Source organism: Bombiscardovia coagulans (assembly GCF_002259585.1).
Taxonomy (GTDB): domain Bacteria; phylum Actinomycetota; class Actinomycetes; order Actinomycetales; family Bifidobacteriaceae; genus Bombiscardovia; species Bombiscardovia coagulans.
The window spans coordinates 90,639-113,797 of sequence record NZ_MWWS01000009.1 but is presented as its reverse complement, the minus strand read 5'-3'; the positions used below and the strand labels follow the sequence as shown (position 1 = coordinate 113,797).

The following is a 23,159-nucleotide window of genomic DNA, read 5'->3' as shown; positions in this document are numbered from 1 at the left end:
TTAAAACTCTGTGTAAGTTTGCCCGCATATACTCGTAAGCCTAGGTACTCCTTGAGACAGCGTTTGCAGGTTGAAATCTACTATTTCAATAGTTAATCACCGAACGGGTGATCGGGCTAGATTATTGCCTACTATGGCAAATTCGTGCTTTGCATGGTCATAAGTTAACGATAGAGTTTACGTGTATCTTTGCAATTAATTTCATAACAGAAGGTGTGACTAGTGGCAACGTCAAAACTTGATGAAGTCGTCTCCCTGGCGAAGCGACGTGGGTTTGTCTTTCCTGCAGGTGAGATCTATGGCGGCACACGCTCAGCTTGGGATTATGGTCCCCTAGGTGTGGCGCTTAAGGACAACATTAAGCGTGAATGGTGGCGGTCGATGGTTGTTACCCGGCAGGATGTAGTCGGTGTAGATACTTCAGTGATCCTACCTACAGACGTTTGGGTAGCCTCCGGTCATGTTTCCGTATTTAATGACCCTCTCATTGAATGCCTCAACTGCCACAAACGGCACCGCGCTGACACCCTCGAAGAAGCGTACCAAGAAAAGCACGGTCATGCCCCAGAACATGGCTTGGAAGACATCCCTTGCCCTGATTGTGGAACTAAAGGGCAATGGACTGAGCCACGAGATTTTAATATGATGCTCCAGACACATCTGGGGCCGGTGCAAGATGACCATAGTTTGCACTACTTACGTCCAGAGACTGCGCAAGGAATATTTGTGGACTTTAAGAACGTCATGAGTTCTTCTCGTTCCAAGCCACCTTTTGGCATTGCTAACATGGGTAAGTCCTTCAGAAATGAGATAACCCCTGGCAACTTCATTTTCCGAACCCGTGAGTTCGAACAAATGGAGATGGAGTTTTTTGTAGAGCCGGGTACTGACGAAGAGTGGCATCAGTATTGGATTGATGCTCGTACTCGCTGGTATACCGATCTAGGCATTAATCCTGAGAATTTGCGACATTATGAGCATCCTCGTGAGAAACTAGCTCATTACTCGAAGCGGACTGTTGACATCGAGTACAAGTTTGGTTTCACTGGTTCTTTGTGGGGAGAGTTAGAAGGTGTTGCCAACAGGACTGACTATGACCTCAAAGCCCATGCTAAGCACTCAGGTGAAGATCTTTCATACTTCGACCAAACAACAGGTAAGAAGTACGTTCCTTATGTCATCGAGCCCGCGGCAGGCCTGACACGCTCTCTTATGGCCTTCCTGGTTGACGCATATGACGTGGATGAGGCGCCCAATACCAAAGGCGGAGTCGACCGTCGCACAGTACTGCGTCTAGATCCCCGCTTAGCTCCCATCAAGGCTGCTGTGTTGCCCCTGTCTAAGAAACCGGACCTACAAGGTCTTGCCCACAATTTGGCTGCTGACCTGCGCCAAAATGAATGGATGATTGACTATGACGAGGCTGGAGCAATTGGTCGTCGTTACCGGCGTGAAGATGAGATTGGCACGCCCCTATGCGTCACTGTTGACTTCGATACGCTTGAAGACCAAGCTGTGACTATTCGTGATCGAGACACCATGACTCAGGAACGTGTCAACCTTAGTCAGGTAGAAGCATATGTGCGAGAGCGTATTAACGAGAAACGTGTGCGGTATCCTGAAGGACCTGTTGCTGTGACAGGTACAACTGCTGCTGATGGAGCTGTAGACGTAGCAAAAGAGGTAGGGGCAGATGAGTCTGCTCCGGTAACCGTGGCTGAAGCCGGCGGTGAATACTAAATTTATGGTAAATCAGCAAGTCGCATTGAGCCCAGTGCAACTGGGCTCAATAACAATACCAACCCCTGTAGTTCTTTCACCGATGGCAGGGGTCACAAATTGGCCTTTTCGTGTCTTGTGCGAGGAATTTGGGCCTGACGGTCTGTATGTAGCGGAAATGGTCACCGCCAGAGCCTTGGTAGCTAAGAATCCCAAGGCATTTCGCTTATGTCGTTTTCATTCCAGTGAGCGCGTTCGATCCCTCCAGTTGTACGGAGTAGATCCAGTAATTGTGGAACAAGCTGCTCACATGGTAGTAGATGGACAGATGGCAGACCATATTGACTTAAATTTTGGATGCCCTGTTCCTAAAGTTACTCGGCGTGGTGGTGGGTCGGCCCTGCCTTGGAAGTTGGATCTATTCGCTGAGCTTGTGCATCGGGTAGTCAGCGTATGCAGTACAGCTGGTATTCCAGTGACAGCAAAGATCCGTGTTGGTATTGATGCCGACCATACAACTTTCCTGGAAGCTGGGCACATAGTACAAGAAGAAGGATGTGCCGCAGTCACCTTGCACGCGCGTACGACAGCTGAATACTATGGAGGGCACTCGGATTGGTCACGAATTGGGCAATTGGTGCAAGCATTAGACATTCCTGTGTTTGGTAACGGTGACATTTGGACAGCTGAAGACGCAGCAGCAATGGTTGCACAAACCGGCTGTGCAGGCGTTGCTATTGGGCGTGGATGTCAGGGCCGCCCTTGGCTTTTTAGTGATATAGCTCATGCTTTTTCTGGAAACAGTGAGCGTTTTGAACCTACGCTTGGTCAAGTTGGTCGCATTATGATCCTTCATGCTCGGCTGCTGGTGGAGTTTTATGATGGGGATGAGCAAATGGCTGTGCATGATATGCGTAAGCATGTTGCCTGGTATCTGAAGGGCTTTCCAGTTGGTGGTTCTACGCGGCGAGCTTTCATGGAATGTGAAAGCATAGCTGATGTTGAGAAACAAATAGCCTTGCTGCCACAAGAACAGGCCTATCCTGAGTCAGTCGCTGCAAAGCCTCGTGGAAGGGTGCGTTACGCTAAAAAAGTACATCTTCCATACGGTTGGCTCGATAGTCGTGCCACTTCGGACGAAGAGCGGAAAGCTCTTTTTGGTGATGATCCGATGGACGCTTCATACTGAGTACCAACAAGTCCTGTGGAAGTGCATACAGAGCAAGACTAACTGTTTTACCATATTGAATTGCAGTTTATTGCGTATATGTTCGTTCGTAAAAGAAAACAGCAAACTGTGCAGACAAAGTTAGGAAGCTCTATATAATAGTGAAAGAGTTGGGTGTTAGTCTAGAATATGTCTGTATGTGTGCGTGTTGGCGTATCAGGCTTGCGCTAGAGTTGACCGTAACGTGGAGTGACAGGAGCATATGGTGAGCGAGATTGCCCAGACTGACAATTTCAATGACAAGACCAATATCAAGGTCGTCGGTGTCGGTGGCGCAGGCGGCAATGCTGTCAATCGTATGATTGCAGAGGGCTTGCAAAACGTAGAATTTGTCGCAATAAACACTGATGCCAAGGATTTGCTACGCTCAGATGCAAATGTGAAGATTTCCTTGTCGGACATGAATTCACGCGGTTTGGGTGCTGGTGCTGACCCAGAAAAGGGTGCCAAGGCAGCAAAAGACCATCAGAGCGATATTGAGGAAGTCCTCAAAGGCTCAGATATGGTTTTCGTAACAGCGGGAGAGGGCGGTGGTACCGGTACAGGTGCCAGTCCTGTCGTTGCTCGTGCAGCCCGTCAACAGGGTGCTCTTACCATTGCAGTAGTCACACGGCCATTTACCTTTGAAGGTCCACGTCGTGCGGCTTCAGCAGAATCCGGCATCGAAAATCTTCGTAAAGAAGTAGATGCACTCATTGTTATTCCGAATGATCGTCTTCTAGACTTGTCCGATCGCACTGTTTCGGTTATGGATGCTTTCAAGACAGCCGATACAGCATTGCTCGCCGGAGTTCAGGGTATCACTGATCTCATTACTATGAATTCATACATTCATGTTGATTTCTCTGATGTTACCGCTATTTTGAAGGATGCTGGTACAGCACTCTTCGGTATCGGTGCTGCACGTGGGGAAGATCGTGCTACACAAGCTGCTGAGATCGCTATCTCTTCACCACTTCTGGAAGAGTCTATCGAAGGTGCCCACGGTGCTCTCATTAACGTGGCAGGTCCAACAGATTTGACTATGCAAGAAGCTTCCGCGGCTGCCAAACTGGTTCAGGATGCTATACACCCAGAGGCTCAGATCATCTGGGGTCTGGCACTGGATGACGCTTATGGTGATGAAGTTCGTGTTACGGTCATAGCTGCTGGTTTCGATCCTAATGCGCAGAAGGTCTCCTCCTATGAACAAGCCTCTCACGACTTGTCTGCTGCTGACGTCGATGAGATTCAGGTACAGGAGAACCCAGAAGAGCATACACACGCCAACGCTGAGAGCGAGGATATTGACCAGGAAGCTAATCAGACTTGGCAGACTGAGTCAGCTGAAGTTGAAAGCCAAGGGCAGAAGCTTGCCGCTCCTGCCAGTGATGATGAAAAGCCAATAGACAATAGCGGATACTTAGATATCCCAGACTTCCTGCGTTGAGCAAGTACCCTCGAATAAGATGTAAGTGACAAAAGCGATAGGAGTAAGAAGTCATGGCCGGATTAATGAAGAACGCTATGTCGTACTTCGGTATGGCTGACGTAGTCGATGACGAGAACGAGATGGACCAGGAAGAAGATGTACAAGAAGCCGGCTTTGACACTGATTACTCGGTTACCCCTATAGCTTCTACTCATGCTTCGACTGCTGTTGATTCAGCATCGACAACGTCTTCGGCTAGCGTTACCCCATTCCAGAACCGTCTTAACCGCATAACTACTATTCATCCCAAGACATATGAGGATGCACAGATGGTTGGGCGGGCTATTCGAGATGGTGTGCCTGTAGTTCTCAACCTGAGCGGAGTCAGTGAGTCTGTAGCGTACAGAATAGTAGACTTTTCTGCCGGAGTAGTCTTTGGTGTGCGGGGTTCCATTGAGCGAGTCACCCCACGTGTCTTTTTGTTGAGCCCTGCACAGGTCAATATTAAAGTGGAAGAACCCCAGCCACAATCGCCTGCTCAGGCTTTTTTTGGTAACTAGTTTCGCCCTATACGCATGATGAACTTGCTGTAAGGAGCTGCACTTCAATGTTACTTGGCTTGGTGTCATATATTATCAATTGGTTGATAGACGCGTATATTTTCGTCCTATTCATGCGTATGATTGTAGATTGGATATTGGTTTTGTCGCCACGGTGGTATCCACGTGGTTTGGTTGCATCGATTATATCGATCATATACCAGCTGACAGAACCGCCTTTGCGATGGCTGAGAAGATATATTCCTCCTTTGCCATTGGGTAGAATTCAGTTAGATGTCAGTTTTTTGGTGCTATGGTTTGCTCTAATTGTTTTGCAAATGGCTGTGAACTTTGTCATCTGATAAAAGGTGGATGAAGGTGACATACCTAACTTTTGCCCAAAAGTACGTGAAGGCTTTAGGTTGGTCTGAGTTTTCAGAGATGTTGAGACGGTTAGCGTGCTAGCATTATTGTAAGAACAGGAATGCAGGTAGACTGTTGCCGAAGCGAGGTGGAGATACACATGGCTCTTTTGACGCCCAAAGATATACGGGAGCATACCTTCCAAACGGTACGGTTCAAGGAAGGTTATGACGTCGATGAAGTCGATGACTTCCTTGACCAAGTTACCGAGACTGTAGAGGCTCTAGGTAAGCAAGCAGTTCAGGGGAACGGCGCTTCTACGCAGTCCTTCGGTCCTGATGTAGCTAATTTAAACTCAAAAATTTCTGAACTGACCGCACAGGTTCAGTCTCTGCAAAATGAAAACCGTAATTTAAAGGTTCAGCTCGCTTCAGTGCCCCAACAGAATGCACAACCTATGCAGATGAACCCACAGATGCAACAGCGGGTTGCTGAAGCGGAAGAGCGATCCCGCACGATATCTCAGCAGAATGAGCAATTGAAAAAGCAGGTCGCTCAGCTTAACCAGCAGATTGACCAGCTGACCGCGCAGGCCGCACAAGGTTCCATTGCGCAACCTGTAGATAGTAATCGTATGCTTACCGTTGAGCGTGAACGTGACGAAGCTCGCCGTCAAATTGACGCACTTAATCAAGAGCTCAATTCCACCAAGAGGGATTTGGCTGCTGCCCAGCAGAATGCTACTGGCGCACGCCAGCAGATTGCACACTTCCAGCAGACCATCCAAGAAGAAAGCTCGAAGACAGCCCAACTGTCCCGCCAGCTAGAAGAAGCCCGCAAGCGTGAAGAAGAGCTACGTACGCAAATGGCCAAAGCTGAACCTGCTCCCGTAACTGGAAGTCTCCAGCAGATCGCAGGCGCCGGTGCAAATGCGAGCACTGAAGCTGAGCGTGCTACAGCTATGCTCACTCTGGCTATGCAACTCCATGACCAGTACGTAGACAAGGGCAAAGCCAAGGGCGCAGAGATAGTGGCCTCTAGCCAGTCTAAAGTCGACGAAGCAATGTCAAAAGCGGACTCCTATGCTCGAAAGACTCGTTCTGAGGCTGATGACTATGCAAAACGTACTCATTCTGAGGCAGATGCTTACTCACAGAACGTACATAACCAAGCCGATACTTACGCTTCTAAGATACGAGAAGACGCCGAATCGTATTCCAAGAGTAAGCGTAATGAAGCCGATGAATACGAGCTTCAGGTTCAGCAGAGGGCCCAGTCCTACGATAGAAGTACTCGTGAATCGGCTGAGCGCTATGCCGCAAACATTCAAGAGAAGCTCATGGCTCAGTCAAAGGTCGTGGAAGGAAATATTCAGAACCTCAAGCAATTCGAGGCTGAATATCGTAGCAGGTTGACAGAGTTCTTGGGACAGCTTGTTTCTCAAGTATCTGATACCAATAACTACCAGTTGGTTGAGAATAAAGATAGCAGCAGCAGCCCACGATATTAAAGTCAGGCTGCGGATCTGTGAGTACAACAGTACAAAGGAAATCTAGACGGCTGCGCAGACGCGTGGCCGTCTTCGCATGCCTAGTTCTTATTGCAACTGGCTTGGACCAGGTAACCAAAGCTCTGGCGCAAGTGAGGCTGACTGAGGGCAGGGCTGAGGTTCTTATCCCCAAAGTGCTGTCTTTGCGCCTTTTACGCAATCCAGGGGCGTCACTTGGTTTAGGATCTGATTACACATGGCTGATATCACTGGTTGCAGTCGTGGCCTGTGTCGCTTTTATCATTTTGTTTGTATCGACTGACTCAATGGCTTGGACCATAGCTTTTGCTTTAGCTTTTTCAGGAGCTGTAGGCAATTTAATCGATCGAGTTGTGTACGCCCACGGTTTTCTTGATGGGCGAGTCGTAGACTTTATTGACTATGGTTGGTCAGTTGGCAATGTAGCTGACATCTATTTGACTATGGCAGCCCTCTTGATCATTGTGTTGATTATGATGGGAAAACCGTTTAAAGCAACTGTACAAGACACTAAAACTGACCTTGTGACGGAAGCTGCTGACTTTCAAGAGGTTGTGCTGTGAGTAACAAACTGTTGCCGGCACCGGATGCCCTCATTGGACTCCGACTTGATATGGCGCTAGCAAAAATGTTAGGGATCTCTCGAGCCAAAGCAGGCGAGCTGATTCAGTCAGATCGTGCCCGGCTCCTCAACCGCAACGTTCACAAAGCTACGATCTTGCAGTCAGGCGACATGATAGAGGTAGATGAATCCTCACCAGCTGCTGAAGGGGAGCCTATTTCAGAAGAAATGGCTGTTGTCTATGAGGATGATGACGTAGTTGTTGTCGATAAACCAGTTGGTGTTGCTGCGCATGCTTCTCCAGGTTGGGTAGGGCCTACGGTCTTAGGTTCTTTACTAGACCGAGGTGTCCACATCACGAATCTTGGTGCACAAGGTCGTCAAGGTATTGTTTCACGTTTAGATGCCGGTACTAGTGGGCTGATGCTGGTATGCAAGTCAGATCTTGCATACAAGGAAATGCGTAAGCAGTTCACTCATCACGAAGTTGTTAAAATCTATCATGCCCTCGTACAAGGTTCGTTGAAACAGGACAAAGCAACAATTGAGGCTCCAATTGGAAGAGCACGAGTCTCTGATTTTCGCTTTACTGTTACCCCAGCCGGTAAAGAGGCAATCACACACTGGGATGTACTTGAACGTCTTCGTGGAGCGACCCTTGTCCAAGTGAATTTAGAGACGGGTCGTACACACCAGATTCGTGTGCATTTTTCGTCTATCGGCCATCCTCTGGTGGGTGATCATATGTATGGGGCTAATCCGGTGCTAGCAGAACGGTTACGTTTGAACCGTCAATGGCTTCACGCAACCCATCTTGAGTTTCGTCATCCACGTACGAAGATTTGGACTACGGTGGATTCGCAATATCCGCCCGACCTGCGAGTTTCGCTCGACATGCTGCACTCAGAGCTCAGTGAAGAAGAGCAAATATAAGTCTATGCTTGCATCTACGAGTTGGCACAAGTACACGAGACTCTGCACGACGTGTTGGCTTTCCCAGGTTAGTGCGGTTCGTTACTAGCTTCTCTTGATCACATTGCTGGACTACGTAAAATGCCCTGTGTGCCAGATGGGTGGAGTTCTGCCTATGGTTAGCGGATAGACTATGTGGACTTGTTGTCTTCTATTGTTTGGTGGCACCACTTACGTAAGTTGCTTGTAGAAGGGGCTCAGACAGTGCAAAGCTGAGTGCGCATGGTAAAGGTACTTATCACCTTACTGTGTATGATTACTGTCACAGAGTGCAGTAGCGTGATGACACGGTTTCAACGGTGTGTTTGTTTACTCTTCATACTCTTGAGGCTAAAGGTAGGTGCTCATCTTTATATGTTCTTGACAGTTGCAAGACGCTAACTCCCTCTGTCTGTACTCTAAAACACTTGGTCCGGTTACCATGCTCAGAGTGAGTGAACTGTTGAAACGTTAGAGCAATTACGTCGCCCTATATGCTGTTAGCTCAGGTGAAACACGAAGGTGTCAAAGCTTTCGGTACATTAGAGGTATGGCTTCTTCTGCATCATCTGACAGTTTCGTTCACCTTCATAATCACACGCACTATTCCACCTTGGATGGTGCTTCAAAAGTGCCTGACTTGGTTCAGCAAGTCAAGTCAATCGGTCAGACTGCTATTGCTATTACAGATCACGGTAATATGCATGGCGCATATGAGTTGTGGCGGACAGCAGTTGATAATGACGTTAAGCCAATTCTTGGCATCGAAGCGTATGTGACCCCTGAGACTGCCAGACAGGATAAGACAAGAGTGCGTTGGGGAGATGAGACCCAACGCTCAGACGATGTGTCTGGTGGCGGTTTTATCACTCACATGACCCTATGGGCTGAAAATGACACTGGCTTAGTGAATCTCATTAAGGCGTCATCGATTGCTAACCTTGAAGGTTTAGTTGGTAAATGGCCCCGTATGGACAAAGACCTGCTTTCCACTCATCACAAAGGCGTTATTGCTACTACCGGCTGCCCTTCAGGAATAGTGCAGACGCGTCTGCGACTAGGGCAGTTTGACGAGGCTTTACGGGCTGCTGGTGAGTTCCAGGATATCTTTGGTAAAGATAATTATTACGTGGAACTGATGGACCATGGACTGGAAATCGAACAGAGGGTAACGAAAGAACTTCTGGAGATAGCTAAGCGTTTGCATGCTCCTCTTGTTGCGACAAACGATGCCCATTATGTACGGAAAGAGGATGCAGGAGCTCAAGATGCGCTCTTGTGCATCAATTCGGGCTCACACTTGAACGATCCTGGGCGTTTTAAGTTTGATGGTTCGGGTTACTATGTACGTTCCGCTCAGGAGATGCGTGAACTTTTCAAAGAATTTCCAGAAGCCTGTGATAACACCTTGGAAATTGCTGATCGCTGCAATGTTATGTTCGATGATCACGAAGATGGCGCTTTTATGCCTCGTTTTGATTGTCCAGAAGGATGGGATGAGACCTCACTCTTCTTACGGAAAGTAAACGAAGGTCTTCAAAATCGTTATCCGAACGGAATTCCGGAGGAAGTGTCTCACCAGGCGGACTACGAGTGTGGTGTGATCTGCCAGATGCAGTTCTGCGGGTATTTCTTAGTGGTTTCCGACTACATCAATTGGGCAAAAGAACACGGAATCATGGTGGGGCCCGGTAGAGGTTCTGCAGCAGGTTCGATGGTAGCTTACGCAATGGGAATAACTGAGCTGGACCCTCTCAAACATGGACTGATCTTTGAACGGTTCCTTAACCCAGAGCGTGTTTCCCTGCCTGATATTGATGTGGATTTTGACCCTGAAGGCCGTATGAAGGTGTTAGATTATGTGGCCGAAAAATACGGATCCGACAAAGTGGCACAATGCGTGACCTACGGCACCATTAAAACCAAAAACGCCTTAAAAGATTCTGCTCGCATTATGGGTTACGAATATTCGATGGGCGACAAGGTAACCAAAGCTTTACCTCCATCCGCCAATGGTAAGGACATGAGTCTCAAAGACATTTTCGATCCAGATTCCAAGCGGTATGCAGAGGCAGCAGAATTTAGGGAGTTGTATGATACAGATCCCGATGTGAAAAGTATTACGGACGAAGCCAAAGGTTTGGAAGGCATTATCCGCCAGACTGGTGTCCATGCCTGTGCAACCATCATGGGTGCCGAGCCTATAACTAATACCTCACCTTTGATGGAGCGCAACGACGGTACAGTGACCACGACCTTCGAATACCATACCTGCGAAACAATGGGTCTGGTAAAAATGGACTTCTTAGGTCTAGCCAATTTAAGTGTCATTCGTGACTGTCTGAAGAATATTGCTCGAAATGGCAAGGAGCCTATTACTTACCAGGAAATACCCCTTGATGACAAGGAAACCTACGAGTTGTTGTCGAGAGGGGACACTCTCGGAGTCTTCCAGCTTGATGGTGACGGTATGCGCTCGCTTCTACGCATGCTCAAACCCGATAATTTTAATGATATATCCGCTCTGATCGCCTTATATCGGCCTGGTCCTATGGATATGAACTCGCATGCCAACTATGCTAAACGGAAGAACGGCTTACAAAAGATCGAGCCAATCCATCCAGAAGTAGCAGAGCCACTCAAAGAGGTCTTAGACGAGACTTACGGTCTGATTGTTTACCAGGAACAGGTGCAATCAGCAGCTCGAATACTGGCAGGATACTCTTTGGGAAAGGCAGACGTTCTTCGCCGTGCTATGGGTAAGAAGAAACCTGAAGTGCTAGCAAAAGAAAAGGTACCCTTCTTTGCAGGTATGAAGGAGCATGGATACTCCCAGGAGGCCGCTCAAGCGGTATGGGATATCCTCGTTCCATTCTCTGGTTACGCCTTCAATAAAGCCCACTCTGCCGCCTATGCTTTGATTGCATACTGGACCGCCTTTCTCAAGACTCATTATCCTGTCGAGTTCATGGCTGCTCTTCTACAGGGAGAACGCAGCAACAAAGATAAGACAGCCCTCTATTTGGGTGAAGCGAGGCGGATGGGTATCAAGGTTTTGCCACCAGATATCAACGAGTCTGTGGCAGCCTATTCTGCTGTTGGTGATGTTGTTCGTTTCGGTCTGGGCGCTATTCGCAACGTCGGTGATAAAGCTGTGGATGAGATTATCAAGCAGCGCGAGAGTAAGCAAGGTAAGTTCGTTAACTTCCTTGATTTCGTGAAGCGTGTCTCCATGGATGCCCTCAATAAACGTACCGTGGAATCTCTGATCAAAGCTGGAGCCTTTGATCAAACGGATGGCAATCGGCGTGCGCTCTTCCATATCCATGAAACGGCCATTGATCAGGTTGTGCCGCTTAAGCGCAAGCAGGCTGAAGGGCAATTTGATCTTTTTGCTGACGAAGATGATACTTCAGAAGCTGACATGTTAGGTGATGCAGATGTGTCAGTGCCTGAAATTGAAGAGTGGGACAAGAAAACTAAACTCAACTTTGAACGCGAAATGTTGGGCTTGTACGTCTCTGATCATCCCTTGTCTGGTATGGCGTCGGTGCTTTCGAGTTTGAGTGACCTGTCAATTGCTCAACTAATTGACCGTGCTCCCACTCTCGGTGAGAATCAGAGTGTGACGCTGGCAGGTCTAGTGACATCAGTAGACCGCCGGGTTTCCAAGCGCGGTAATCCTTGGGCTAGGGTGACTATAGAGGATATGGAGAGCTCAATCGTTTGCATGTTCTTCGGTAAGGCGTATGAAGGGGCCAGTGAGCAGCTAGCTCTCGATACGGTTATACGAGTGCGAGGGCAGGTAGATATTCGGGATGAGGGTGTTAGCCTGCGGGCACAAGAAATGGAAGTTCCTAGCCTGGAGTCGGTAGATGAACGACCAGTGATTATTACCTTGCCAAGGCCTGCTCTAGACCGAGACCGAATGCTCAAACTGGCACAGATTATCAAGGACCATCCTGGGTATAGTCAGGTTAAGCTGGCTGTTTCTGACGACAAAGGCAATGTTAAACTGTTTACTTTTGGTGATAATTTCCGAACCAAGCATGATCCGTCTATGCTGGCAGAAATCAAGGCAGCATTTGGTCCTTCTTGCCTTCCTGCCGTATGACGCAGTGCGTCGTTTTCGCCTGTCGCGAGTAGGTTAACGAGTAGAATAGTAAACCTAAGGAAGGGGATGCTATGGGTGATCAAGAACGAGGGTTGTTTGACCCAGCTGATGACGATGGCAGTCACCTGACTGACGAAGAAATAGAACGTGCTCTGGCGGGGTTCGAGCAAGAGTTTGCAGAAGACCAAGGGTCGTTTTCTAATTCGTTAGAGAACGAAAAGCAAGGTCGCTCAGCCTCCTTTGAAGACGATATCGATATGCTAGGCTCCGATGTATTCGATGAAGAGCTACAGGGGCTGATTGGCAATCGCGCAAAAGTTGCTTTGGTCGTTACCCGTTTGGCTTCAGCCGAACTCTTGGCTGCGTTCTGCCAACTTTCAGATATATCGGCATACTGTATTGATGCGCCTGAAGGGGCTGTTGCGGTGCTGAAGAATCTCGGTGGTGATGGACCTGAAGCAGCAGTTAAGGATTTAACGACGGTGGTTTCTGGTCTTTCGGCCATGCTGGTCGTTAATCGCGCTGATCAGTTAGAAGCTAAATTATGGATTGACGGTCAAGCAGGACAATCTTTTCCACCTCCAATCCTTTTCGCTGCAGCTGCACCATTCGTTGAAGACCTGCTTATTGGGGCTAGTGATGTACCCTTCCTCGAAAGTCAGGGGATGAATGTGCATGATTCCGGCAGCTTAGATCGAGATAAGGCTATGACGATTATTGCTTCCCATACCCATTTTGGTACAGGTGGCAATAATACTGGCGGTAGCATAGAGTAGAGTCTTTTCTGGCTCATTACACGGTAGCGACATAGCGTTAACATAGATGAGTCTGTCGTGGAAATATGAACATGGGACTATATTCATATGGAAAAACAAGAAGAGTTCGCCCTGCGCACTGTAGAAGAGCGAGACGTGCGCTTCATTCGCCTCTGGTTTACTGATGTACTAGGGACTTTGAAATCTGTAGCTATTGCACCTGCTGAATTAGAAAAAGCCTTCGATGAAGGATTAGGATTTGACGGTTCAGCTATTGAGGGCATGACAAGGATTTCTGAAGATGACATGATTGTCAAGCCTGATCCATCGACCTTCCAAATCTTGCCTTCTCATGGGGGGTCCCAAAGCACAGCTCGTATTTTCTGTGATGTGCTCACTCCTGATGGTGAACCCAGCCGGGCTGATCCTCGTCATGTACTGAAGAGGGCCCTGGCGCAGGCTAAAGAAAAGGGTTTTACCTTCTATGTGCACCCTGAAATCGAATTCTACTTGTTCAAGGGGCAAGAAGATTGGTCTCAAACCCCTGTGCCTATCGATGAGGGCGGATATTTTGATCATGTTCCTCGCAGTCCAGCTATGGACTTTAGGCGCTCCTGTGTGAGCGTGCTAGAGCAGATGGGTATTTCAGTCGAGTATTCTCATCACGAGGCTGGACCTGGACAGAACGAAATTGATTTGCGGTATGCAGACGCTTTGGCAACTGCTGACAATATAATGACCTTCCGTACGGTCGTTAAGGAAGTTTCTTTGGAACGAGGCATGCGTGCCTCCTTTATTCCTAAGCCTTTCACAGACAAGCCTGGTTCTGGCATGCATACCCATTTGAGTCTTTTTGAAGGAGACGCAAATGCCTTCTATGAGGTAGGGCAAGAGTTCAATATGTCAGCCACCGCCCGCCAGTTTGCTGCTGGTATCTTGGCTCACGCTGCTGAGATTTGTGCGGTTACAGACCAGTACGTTAACTCCTACAAGCGTTTATGGGGCGGTTCTGAAGCTCCTTCCTACATTTGCTGGGGACATAACAACAGGTCTGCTCTTTTGCGCATTCCGCAGTACAAGCCTGGGAAGGGAAATTCTGCGCGTATGGAATTCCGTGCCCTGGATCCGGTAGCCAATCCCTACCTAGCATTTTCTGTACTCCTGGCTGCTGGCTTGGATGGTATTGAGCAGAAAATGACTCTAGGGGAGCCAACGTCTGATGATGTCTGGGAGTTGACTGATGCCGAGCGTCAGGCCATGGGTATCCAGCCTCTTCCGGATAGTTTGGATACGGCATTAAAAATAATGGAAAAATCCGATTTCGTAGCAGAAGTCCTCGGAGAGCATGCGTTTGAATACTTTATCCGCAATAAGCGCCAAGAATGGAATGAGTACAACCGACAGGTAACTCCTTATGAGTTGGAATACTACCTACCGAGGCTATAAATAAGTGTCGCGTCTGAAACACCGGTCTCGACATTACTGGTGTTGGGAACCGGTGTTTTGAGATTGCGTTTGGTTGAACCAGCCGTTGTAGATAATGGCGAAGTTACGGTTTCCGTACGCTGAACAGGAGTCTCCCTCACCTGTCCCTGCTCTTAGGGCAGCAGTATTAGGCTGATAAGGTGTGTAAATATACAACAATGCTGTAGCGACATTTTCGATGTACACATCTGAACTACCACAAGAGGCATCGGGTGAATACCGAACTTGGTTGATGCGGCCCGGCTTGAATTGATAGTTGTCCATGTGCTTTTGATAGTACCGATAACGTTGAGCTGCGCCGTACACTTGGTTAAAGAAACCTGCATATTGAGGGTCGCAAGAGGCATCGTCTGGGCAAGAGAGTCCCATGGCGGCCTTGTACTGTATGTGTGTGGGGGAGACAGCTGAAACTAGGTGCTGTTCTTTTTGTAACATGGTAAGCAGCACTTTCTGACTGACACCGCAGGAACGTGCCGCACCATCTATAATGGCAGCAGCTGATTGATTGGTACTTCCTTGGTATGCATCGCACAAATCGTCGGCTGGCTTAGAAGGTGTGTCAACCTTATAGTTCTTCAAGCAAGGTTCACTGTCTTTGGTGGTTTGGGCTGTGCACTGGACACCTTTTTGGTTGAGGAAGACTTGTACATCGTCTTCATTCATGCTGGTAGTGTCAAAAAAGTGACTGTCTGTGATGATTTCTCCAGGATTAAAGCCATAGATGTGGTCTGATTGATCTTGATGCTGACGCACATCACTAACATGCACCTGGTAGCCTAAAAATTTGAGACCAGTAATTATGAGTGCGAGCACTAAGATAATAGCTACCAAGCTAGCTAAGACTGTTTCGATACGTTGCGCTAGGGGCAAGTGGAGCCAGCGCTGGTGCAGAGAGCGGACGTTTTTGGTTTTTGCCCTCTTGCTTTGGGCTGCTGAAGTTCGTGAACGTGTAGGCGTTGATTTTTTAGCGGTCATGCTTATGCCTCCAATAATTTACGGATGCGCTGCAAACTGACTGGTCCGTTGGTTCCCAGCTCTTGTGACCATAGAGAAACATAAAACTCTTCTAGCATCCAACGTGCTTGGTTGGCTTGCATCAGAAGTTTCTCCCTTAGGGGTCCGGCCGGTTGTTGTTCTGCTTTGTCCTGAGCTGTCTTGACTAGATGTTGAGCTTCGTCTGCTTCCCAAGCCCAGCGTACGTCACGGTCTCGATCCTTGTGGGCCTTCTGCAACCGCATGAGGTCAGCTTGAAGATAGATGGTCAGTCGAGGAAATGCTTGTGGGGCTGTATCGGCAATAAAACCCGGATACACTAACGAATTCATATGTTTGCGAATCCACTGTAAAACAGAGAGTAAGGGTAAATCTGCTGGTCCCGAAATAGCATGATCAACCTGTGCAAAGCTCTGGAGTATATCAACGGTTTCTTGGGCCACCTGATAAACCGTATCTTCGTATACGCTTGAAACTTTGTAGACCGCTTCTTGCAATGCGTGGTCGTCTGGTAATTCATCAATCCGGGGAAGTAACTTCTTAACTGCCGCCATTTGCAAGTCATCTACCAGTTTCTTAGTTGACTGGTAAGGGGCAGAAGCCAGCATTACTGCTTGATTGCTGAGCCAACGTGATGAAATTCGCTCGCTGGGCAGACTCAGTGTCTTGAGTGCACCTTTCCACAGTATCTCACTTCGGGAGCTAGTAGTAGCGCCAGAATCTTGTAGAAGGTTGGCTTGTTTGACGACCTGACCGTGGTCCGCTGCTGCTTGAACTTGTGTGGAAACATGGTCATGGGCTGAACGTTGGGCTAATTCGGCAAACTCTTGTTGTAAGGCAAGTAAAGACTTGGACTTGCCGAGGACCTTGTTCTTCATCATCTGAGGTTTGTTGTGATGATGGCTAGTCTTGGTGGTTTCTTCCACGGCAAAGGTTATTCGTAAATATGGTGCGAGACGTTCTCGCTGGGCAGCAGAAAAAACCTCCGGATGGAGCTGAGCACCGACCACTTCAATGGCTGCCTGAGTAAAAGCTTCGTCGAAGCTGGGCCACTGTTTCGGCTCTGTTTCAATCTCGATGGCGTGATTCTCAGCAGATTCTAGGTTGAGACAACCTGGGAGTGTTGGGTAATGGTTGTCAATCCAGCTGCGGATTGAACGAGCTGTGTCGGGAGCAGGGACGAACTGGACGCGCAAAGTCTTAGGGAGAGACTTAATAGTTCCGATAATCAACTCGTCCAAAAGACCGGGAACATTCCATGTGAACGGTTCAGGTGTTAATCGATTAAGGGCTTGTAAGGGGACATGCACGGTAACACCATCGTCGGCTGAATGGGGGTCGTAAACATAGCTCAGACGTAAGTCAAATTCGGATCCATCTGTGGTGCGTATATGCCAGTGGTCTGGATAATCGCCCGGTCGTGCAGAAGGCTCTTTCTGATTGAGTCGGTCAACTTTGCTTGGATCGAACGTTAAAAGATCAGGCTGCTTACGATGTTCATGCTTCCACCATTGAGCAAGTTGTGCCATGGAAGTAATTGTTTGAGGTATCCGCTCGTTGTAAAAGTCAGCTAAATCCTCATCCGAGGCAGTCTGTGCCAGCAAGCGGGTTCTGCTGGCTTCATCACTGGCCTCTTCCAATTGGTGTAAGTTGCTGCCTATAAATGAGTCGTACGAAAATCGCTGACGGATATCACCACCAACGAGTCCCTGACGAATAAGCATGTCGCGGGCTTGGGCCGGATTAACAGAACCCCATAATACGGGTCGTGAGCTAACGATGGGCAATCCATACAGTAAGACAGTGGAGGAAGCTACTGCCGCGCCTTTGGTGGCCGACCAGTGTGGTTCGGCGTAGGTGATCCTTGTAAGATTGCCTGCTAAACGTTCAGCCCAGGCAGGATCAATCTTGGCACAGTAGCGGGCCCAGAGACGCGATGTTTCTACTAGCCCGGCAGACATAACCCAAGGTGGTGGATTCTTCGCGACTGTCGAACCAGGGAAAATTGCGAAATGGGTGCCTCGGGCACCTCGATATTCGTTTAATGAGCGTTTTTGAGCCTTGGCGATTGCCTTGGCTCGTGCGTTACCCTTCAGGCCTGCGAATTGAGAAGCCTTAGGGTCATTGATTACTTGCATACCAATGCTAGAAAGCAATCCTGAGAGTATTGACTGATGGATACTGTCACTATCCCAAGTGCAGGCTAGTGACCCCCGACCTTGTTGGGCAAGAGGAAGACTCGTTACCTCAGTTGTAGGGGTTGAGGAAGGCCTGGGAAGCCCCACAGTCATGTGCATGTCTTGGCACATTTGGACAAGTTGCCTGTAGAGATCATGCCACTGTCGTAAACGAAGGAAGCTGAGGAACTCATTTTTAGACAACCGACGTAACGCCGACGAAGACAGGTGCTTTCCTTCTGGGAAACAGTAATTCCACAAGTTCAAGATGGATATAAAGTCTGAGGAAGGATCAGAAAAACGAGCGTGAAGTTTGTCTGCCTCATCCCTTTGGTCATCTGGGCGCTCGCGGGGGTCTTGCAGACTCAAAAAGGCTACAATGACAATGACTGCTGCCAAAGTGTTTGGCGTTGAGTAATGCTCGGCTTGGAGTATCATGCGCCCTAAGCGGATATCAATAGGAAGGCGAGAGAGTTTGTGCCCCAACCTATTTAACCGGATTTCAGTACGCTTACGGTTGATTGCACCCAGTTCTGTGAGTTCATTGAAGCCATCGGCAACAGCTTTGACATCTGGTGGGTCGATAAAACCAAAATCGATGACATCTTGGGCAGTATGAGCTACGCCTACTGACAGCATGTGTAAAACAACAGATCCTAAGGAAGTGCGCAAAATTTCCGGTTCAGTAAAGCGAGGCCTTGATTCATAATCGTCCCGAGAATACAAACGGATGGCGATGCCGTCAGCGACTCGTCCGCAGCGACCAGCTCTCTGATTGGCCGAAGCCTGCGAAATAGGTTCAATTGGTAATCGTTGAACTTTAGCTGACTTGGAATAACGGGAAATGCGTGCCAACCCGGGGTCAACTACATAACGAATGCCGGGAACTGTCAGCGATGTCTCGGCAATATTAGTGGCAATAATGATGCGCTGGTGTGAACGAACTTGGAAGGCTCTGTGCTGGTCTTTTGCGGAGAGTCGAGCGTAGAGAGGTACTATCTCTATGGCATCAGGTCGGTTCATATCTGAAGCACGGGGACCAAAGTGATGATTCAGGGCGTTTTGATAGTCGTGGATGTCGTGTTCTCCAGCTGCGAATACTAGAATGTCTTTGGGACCGGTGGTGTGGGAGGAATGGATAACTAATTCCGCACAGGCCCTCGCAACAGATGTTGGCAGATCCGTTTCTATGGTCTCTAATGGATTACCACTGTCCGGATCAATTCGTGGGGCAGTAAAACCAGGGACTGTATTCACTAGTGCGGGGGGAGTGCCCAGAGGCTCATAAATAGTTTGCACAGGGTAGGTGCGTCCTGATACTTCAATAACGGGCACATTAATGTGTAACGCCTTAGCAAAGTGCTCTTGGAATTTCAAGGAATCAATAGTTGCTGAGGTAATAATGAGTTTGAGATCTCGGCGCTTAGGTAGCAGTGCGGTTATGTAGCCTAGGAGAAAGTCAATATTAAGGCTTCGCTCATGTGCTTCATCGATGACGATTGTGTCATAAGCAGTCAGTTTTGGGTCGCGTTGTATGTGTGCTAAAAGAATACCGTCTGTTACTACCCGCAAGCGTGTTCTTGGTGAACTTTTGTCATCGAAGCGTACTTGGTAACCGACTTCGTTGCCGAGTTCGACTTCGAGTTCCGATGCTATGCGTTCGGCTACTGTGCGTGCGGCAATGCGACGAGGTTGGGTGTGAACTATCTGGTGCCCATGAGTACCTCGGCCCATTTGTAGGAGCATCTTTGGGATTTGTGTCGTCTTACCAGAACCAGTCTGGCCAGAAACGATGACCACTTGACTGGTACGAACTGCCTGTTCAATGTCTTCCCGAGACGATGAGACTGGCAATTCACTAGGGTATGTATACCTCATGGATGCAAGACCTCAATTACGCGATACCCCTTGGATGAGGCATATTTTGAGACTGTCCAGTTTTGTGGCAGCTGAGCTTGTAACCATGTTATCAGTGAATCTGATCCGAGGTTACGTTGAACGACTAAGTAGGCTGCACCACCATCAGTCAGACGGGGTAGGTATGTCATCAACAGCTGGTGAAGGGCTTCTTTGCCTATGCGGATAGGTGGATTGGACCATATAAGGTCAAATGTAAGTCCATCCGGGAGATGGTCAGCTGATACTGCTTCGATATTAGTAATCGCATTCAGTTTCGCATTGTGGCGGGTTAATTCAAGTGCTCGTTCATTGCTGTCGATTGCCCAGATTGTTGCTTGGGGGCGCAGGAAGGCCATGCGTAGGGCAATAGGACCCCAGCCGCAGCCAAGGTCTAAAAAGTTGCCTTGGGTTGGTGGTTCTGGAGTGTGGCGGAGTAAGACTGAAGTTCCCAAATCTAAGCGCGAGGATGAAAAAACACCGTTCGAAACTTCAACGGTTGTTGGTCGCCCCACCAAATTAACGGTAAGGTGACGACGGGTATCTGACGAGGAAGGTTGAGCGGCGAAATACTGCTCATTTCTATTGGAACCTGTCTGCTGCCTGTCAGCCACGCTTGCTGCTCCCTCATCCTGTCTTGAGTCACCGCATAGATGACAAATACTGTGTCCTTTGATTGTATCTACCTATATGGTCTAGCAAGCGGTGAGTGAACAGGTTCAAGTGTTATGGTTGTTAATCTAGGCTTTGGGCTGACTAGGTCGGGGGGAAGTATAGACTAAGACCTATTACGCACAAGAAGAGGTGTCAGTGACTCAAGAGTCGGAGCAAGAACAAGAGCAAGTAATACAGCAGGACACAAGCTACCTCTGGGACAGTGATGAGGCAGCCTTAAGTGGTCAGTCCCAAGTCCTTCAGAGTAGCCAAGACAGTTGGTCTAACGGTGATGGGGGCAGTCAATCCTGGCAAGAGCGACAACATCGTAACTCATTCAAACAAGTAGAGGGTTTAGGTGAGTTAGAGGACGTTACCGAGGTTGAGTACCGCAAAGTTCGTTTGGAACGAGTGGTATTAGTCGGTGTATATTCTTCTCATAACACTACGCAAGAAGAGGCAGAGGAGTCCTTGCGTGAGCTGGCAGCATTAGCACAGACTGCTGGTGCTCAGGTGTTGGACGGTCTGCTTCAGCAGAGAGACAAGCCGGATTCTGCCACGTATGTGGGTTCAGGAAAAGCCCGAGAATTAGCGAACCTCGTGGCTGCCCAAGAGGCTGATACGATTATTGTCGATGATGATCTTCAGCCATCCCAGCGTCGAGCACTGGAAGATGTAACCAAGGTTAAAGTGGTTGATCGTACAGCACTGATCCTAGATATTTTCGCTCAGCATGCAACCAGTCGTGAGGGTAAGGCCCAGGTTCAGCTGGCTCAGCTTGAATATATGTTGCCTCGCTTGCGTGGATGGGGAGCTTCGCTTTCGCGGCAGGCGGGAGGTCAAGCTGCTGGTCAGTCTGGTGGCATAGGTTCTCGTGGTCCAGGTGAGACCAAGATTGAGACTGACCGAAGGGTTATTCGCCGCCAAATCTCAAGATTGAAGCGGCAGATAGAACAGATGGCGCCCGCCAGAGAAGTTAAACGAGGGTCTCGTCGACGTTATGGTCTGCCATCGGTTGCGGTAGTGGGGTATACCAATGCAGGAAAGTCTTCGTTGATGAATCGCTTGACAGGTTCTCAAGAACTTGTAGAAAATGCGCTTTTCGCTACATTAGATACCGCTGTGAGACGGGCCACAGCAGCAGACGGCCGTGTCTACACCCTAGTTGATACAGTTGGTTTTGTCCGTCGGTTACCCACTCAGCTGGTTGAAGCATTCAAATCAACCTTAGAAGAAGTAGCGGAGGCTGATGTTATCATGCATGTGGTTGACGGCTCTCATCCTGATCCATTCTCACAAATAGAAGCTGTAAACAAAGTGCTGGAACAGGTTGATGGAACAGCTGACATACCGCATATACTCGTTATCAACAAGGCTGATCGGATGGATGCAACTGCTAGAGAGCGTGTCATCCGGTTGGAGCCTCAAGCTTGTATTGTTTCTGCCCGTACAAGCGAAGGTTTAGGTGATTTGCGTCAGCGGTTAGAGGTATTGCTGCCGAAGCCCAGTGTTCGTGTGGAAGCAAAACTGCCTTATTCTGCTGGTTCCTTGCTTTCCAAAGTGAGGCAATATGGGCAGGTCCAAAGTGTTGATTACCAGGGTGATGGTGTTGACATCGTTGCAGACGTTGATGATCACATAGCCTCTCAGGTCATGAAAGCATCTATAGATACCGTGTGAATTGGTGTTGTGGGGATGACTTGAAAAAACGATGTTATCGTCAAAACGTCAACAAGTGTGGATACAGTGAATATGATGAACACAGGAGGTCCTTTGCTCTAGGGGACTCATAATAGAGAGGTCTGACAAACTATGGTGGATTCACCTATTAAGCCCACGAAACTCGCTATTGTTGGTGCAGGAGCGGTTGGTTCGACGCTTGCATTTGCTGCTGCTCAGCGTGGTGTAGCTCGTGAGATTGTTCTCGAGGACATTAATTTACAGCGTGTTCAGGCCGAAGTACTGGACATGCAGCATGGATCCAGTTTCTACCCTACAGTCACGATTGATGGTTCTGACGACCCAGAAATTTGCCGTGGTGCAGATATGGTTGTCGTTACTGCAGGTGCACGTCAGAAGCCAGGGCAGACTAGGTTAGACCTAGCTGGTGACACCATTAACATTATGAAGTCCATTATTCCCAACCTCGTTAAGGTTGCTCCTAATGCTTTGTATATGTTAATTACTAATCCAGTCGATATCGTGACCCGCGTCTCTATTGAGCTTTCTGGTCTTCCTTCGCACCAGATGTTCGGTTCAGGAACGAATTTGGACTCCGCACGTCTTCGCTACCTCATTGCCCAGCAAACAGGTGTCAATGTTAAAAATGTGCACGCATATATTGCTGGCGAACATGGTGATTCAGAGGTACCATTGTGGTCTTCTGCCACCATCGGCGGTGTGCCGATGTGTGAGTGGAAGGAACTGCCCGGTCATAGTCCTCTGGATGCTACTATGCGCGAAGAAATCCATCAAGAAGTCAAGAACGCGGCATATAAGATCATCGAGGGCAAGGGTGCCACGAATTTTGCCATTGCTATGTCTGGTGTGGATATTATCGAATCCATCATGAATGACACTCACCGAATTTTGCCTGTGTCTTCGATGCTTGAAGACTTCCATGGTATTTCTGGTGTGTGCATGTCGGTCCCATCAGTATTGACCCGTCAGGGTGTGTATACCCATATCAATACACCGCTAAGTGACGGTGAACTTGCTGCCCTCAAGCGTTCTGCAGAGACCCTTAAGGAGACTGCTTCTCAGTTTGGCTTCTGATTGTCTCAT

The 23,159-nt window shown here is 48.5% G+C and carries 16 protein-coding genes; 13 read left to right on the top strand and 3 right to left on the bottom strand.

The window, feature by feature from the left end; translation table 11 throughout:
- The first annotated feature begins 222 nt into the window (after nt 1-222).
- The 11 genes from BOCO_RS07035 to glnA all read left to right on the top strand — a co-directional run bounded on the left by BOCO_RS07035 (nt 223) and on the right by glnA (nt 14,616).
- A complete protein-coding gene (locus BOCO_RS07035; RefSeq protein ID WP_094723602.1) occupies nt 223-1,740 on the top strand; it encodes a glycine--tRNA ligase in 1,518 nt (505 codons plus the stop codon).
- 4 nt (nt 1,741-1,744) lie between these two features.
- Nucleotides 1,745-2,908, top strand: a complete 1,164-nt coding sequence (dusB, locus tag BOCO_RS07030) for a tRNA dihydrouridine synthase DusB (protein ID WP_094723702.1) — start codon at nt 1,745-1,747, stop codon at nt 2,906-2,908.
- A 244-nt stretch (nt 2,909-3,152) separates the two neighbouring features.
- The gene (gene ftsZ, locus BOCO_RS07025; RefSeq protein WP_094723700.1) at nt 3,153-4,376 is read left to right on the top strand and encodes a cell division protein FtsZ; all 1,224 of its coding nucleotides are present in this window, start codon (nt 3,153-3,155) and stop codon (nt 4,374-4,376) included.
- Between the two features lie 53 nt (nt 4,377-4,429).
- Nucleotides 4,430-4,918 (top strand): cell division protein SepF, encoded by a 489-nt coding sequence (locus BOCO_RS07020; protein ID WP_094723600.1) that lies wholly within the window; start codon nt 4,430-4,432, stop codon nt 4,916-4,918.
- Nucleotides 4,919-4,965: 47 nt separating this feature from the next.
- Nucleotides 4,966-5,259: a YggT family protein gene (locus BOCO_RS07015; RefSeq protein WP_094723598.1), complete on the top strand. Its 294-nt coding sequence runs from the start codon at nt 4,966-4,968 to the stop codon at nt 5,257-5,259.
- A 161-nt stretch (nt 5,260-5,420) separates the two neighbouring features.
- Nucleotides 5,421-6,770: a DivIVA domain-containing protein gene (locus BOCO_RS07010; RefSeq protein ID WP_094723596.1), complete on the top strand. Its 1,350-nt coding sequence runs from the start codon at nt 5,421-5,423 to the stop codon at nt 6,768-6,770.
- 17 nt (nt 6,771-6,787) lie between these two features.
- Nucleotides 6,788-7,351, top strand: coding sequence for a signal peptidase II (locus tag BOCO_RS07005; protein ID WP_094723594.1), 564 nt, complete (start codon nt 6,788-6,790; stop codon nt 7,349-7,351).
- Entirely contained in the window at nt 7,348-8,283 is a 936-nt protein-coding gene (locus BOCO_RS07000) for an RluA family pseudouridine synthase (RefSeq protein ID WP_275542073.1), read from the top strand. The genes BOCO_RS07005 and BOCO_RS07000 overlap by 4 nt, the downstream gene beginning before the upstream one ends.
- A 568-nt stretch (nt 8,284-8,851) precedes the next feature.
- The gene (gene dnaE / locus BOCO_RS06995) at nt 8,852-12,415 is read left to right on the top strand and encodes a DNA polymerase III subunit alpha (RefSeq protein WP_094723592.1); all 3,564 of its coding nucleotides are present in this window, start codon (nt 8,852-8,854) and stop codon (nt 12,413-12,415) included.
- A 71-nt stretch (nt 12,416-12,486) separates the two neighbouring features.
- Entirely contained in the window at nt 12,487-13,191 is a 705-nt protein-coding gene (locus BOCO_RS06990; RefSeq protein WP_094723590.1) for a hypothetical protein, read from the top strand.
- Nucleotides 13,192-13,278: 87 nt separating this feature from the next.
- Entirely contained in the window at nt 13,279-14,616 is a 1,338-nt protein-coding gene (glnA, locus tag BOCO_RS06985; protein ID WP_094723588.1) for a type I glutamate--ammonia ligase, read from the top strand.
- A 33-nt stretch (nt 14,617-14,649) separates the two neighbouring features.
- On the opposite strand, the gene BOCO_RS06980 is transcribed toward glnA, so the two are convergent.
- The 3 genes from BOCO_RS06980 to BOCO_RS06970 are packed head-to-tail and all read right to left on the bottom strand — an operon-like array spanning nt 14,650 to nt 20,335.
- Complete coding sequence (locus tag BOCO_RS06980) at nt 14,650-15,630, bottom strand: hemagglutinin (RefSeq protein WP_244568784.1); 981 nt, start codon at nt 15,628-15,630, stop codon at nt 14,650-14,652.
- A gap of 2 nt (nt 15,631-15,632) precedes the next feature.
- On the bottom strand, nt 15,633-19,703 hold the full coding sequence (hrpA, locus tag BOCO_RS06975; RefSeq protein WP_094723586.1) for an ATP-dependent RNA helicase HrpA: 4,071 nt from the start codon (nt 19,701-19,703) through the stop codon (nt 15,633-15,635).
- Nucleotides 19,700-20,335 carry a class I SAM-dependent methyltransferase gene (locus tag BOCO_RS06970; RefSeq protein ID WP_169711900.1) on the bottom strand — a complete coding sequence of 212 codons (636 nt, stop codon included), beginning with the start codon at nt 20,333-20,335 and terminating at the stop codon, nt 19,700-19,702. The genes hrpA and BOCO_RS06970 overlap by 4 nt, the downstream gene beginning before the upstream one ends.
- Nucleotides 20,336-20,567: 232 nt before the next feature.
- Between BOCO_RS06970 and hflX the strand changes: the two genes are divergently transcribed.
- Entirely contained in the window at nt 20,568-22,055 is a 1,488-nt protein-coding gene (gene hflX / locus BOCO_RS06965) for a GTPase HflX (RefSeq protein ID WP_094723695.1), read from the top strand.
- 132 nt (nt 22,056-22,187) lie between these two features.
- The gene (locus BOCO_RS06960) at nt 22,188-23,150 is read left to right on the top strand and encodes an L-lactate dehydrogenase (protein ID WP_094723582.1); all 963 of its coding nucleotides are present in this window, start codon (nt 22,188-22,190) and stop codon (nt 23,148-23,150) included.
- Nucleotides 23,151-23,159: the final 9 nt, after the last annotated feature.

Bases quoted from the DNA above. Each gene is read 5' to 3' on its own strand.
- dusB (WP_094723702.1), top strand. From the start codon at position 1,745: ATGGTAAATCAGCAAGTCGCATTGAGCCCAGTGCAACTGGGCTCAATA.
- BOCO_RS06990 (WP_094723590.1), top strand. From the start codon at position 12,487: ATGGGTGATCAAGAACGAGGGTTGTTTGACCCAGCTGATGACGATGGC.
- hrpA (WP_094723586.1), bottom strand. From the start codon at position 19,703: ATGAGGTATACATACCCTAGTGAATTGCCAGTCTCATCGTCTCGGGAA.
- BOCO_RS07020 (WP_094723600.1), top strand. From the start codon at position 4,430: ATGGCCGGATTAATGAAGAACGCTATGTCGTACTTCGGTATGGCTGAC.
- BOCO_RS06980 (WP_244568784.1), bottom strand. From the start codon at position 15,630: ATGACCGCTAAAAAATCAACGCCTACACGTTCACGAACTTCAGCAGCC.
- dnaE (WP_094723592.1), top strand. From the start codon at position 8,852: ATGGCTTCTTCTGCATCATCTGACAGTTTCGTTCACCTTCATAATCAC.
- BOCO_RS06960 (WP_094723582.1), top strand. From the start codon at position 22,188: ATGGTGGATTCACCTATTAAGCCCACGAAACTCGCTATTGTTGGTGCA.
- BOCO_RS07015 (WP_094723598.1), top strand. From the start codon at position 4,966: ATGTTACTTGGCTTGGTGTCATATATTATCAATTGGTTGATAGACGCG.
- BOCO_RS07010 (WP_094723596.1), top strand. From the start codon at position 5,421: ATGGCTCTTTTGACGCCCAAAGATATACGGGAGCATACCTTCCAAACG.
- glnA (WP_094723588.1), top strand. From the start codon at position 13,279: ATGGAAAAACAAGAAGAGTTCGCCCTGCGCACTGTAGAAGAGCGAGAC.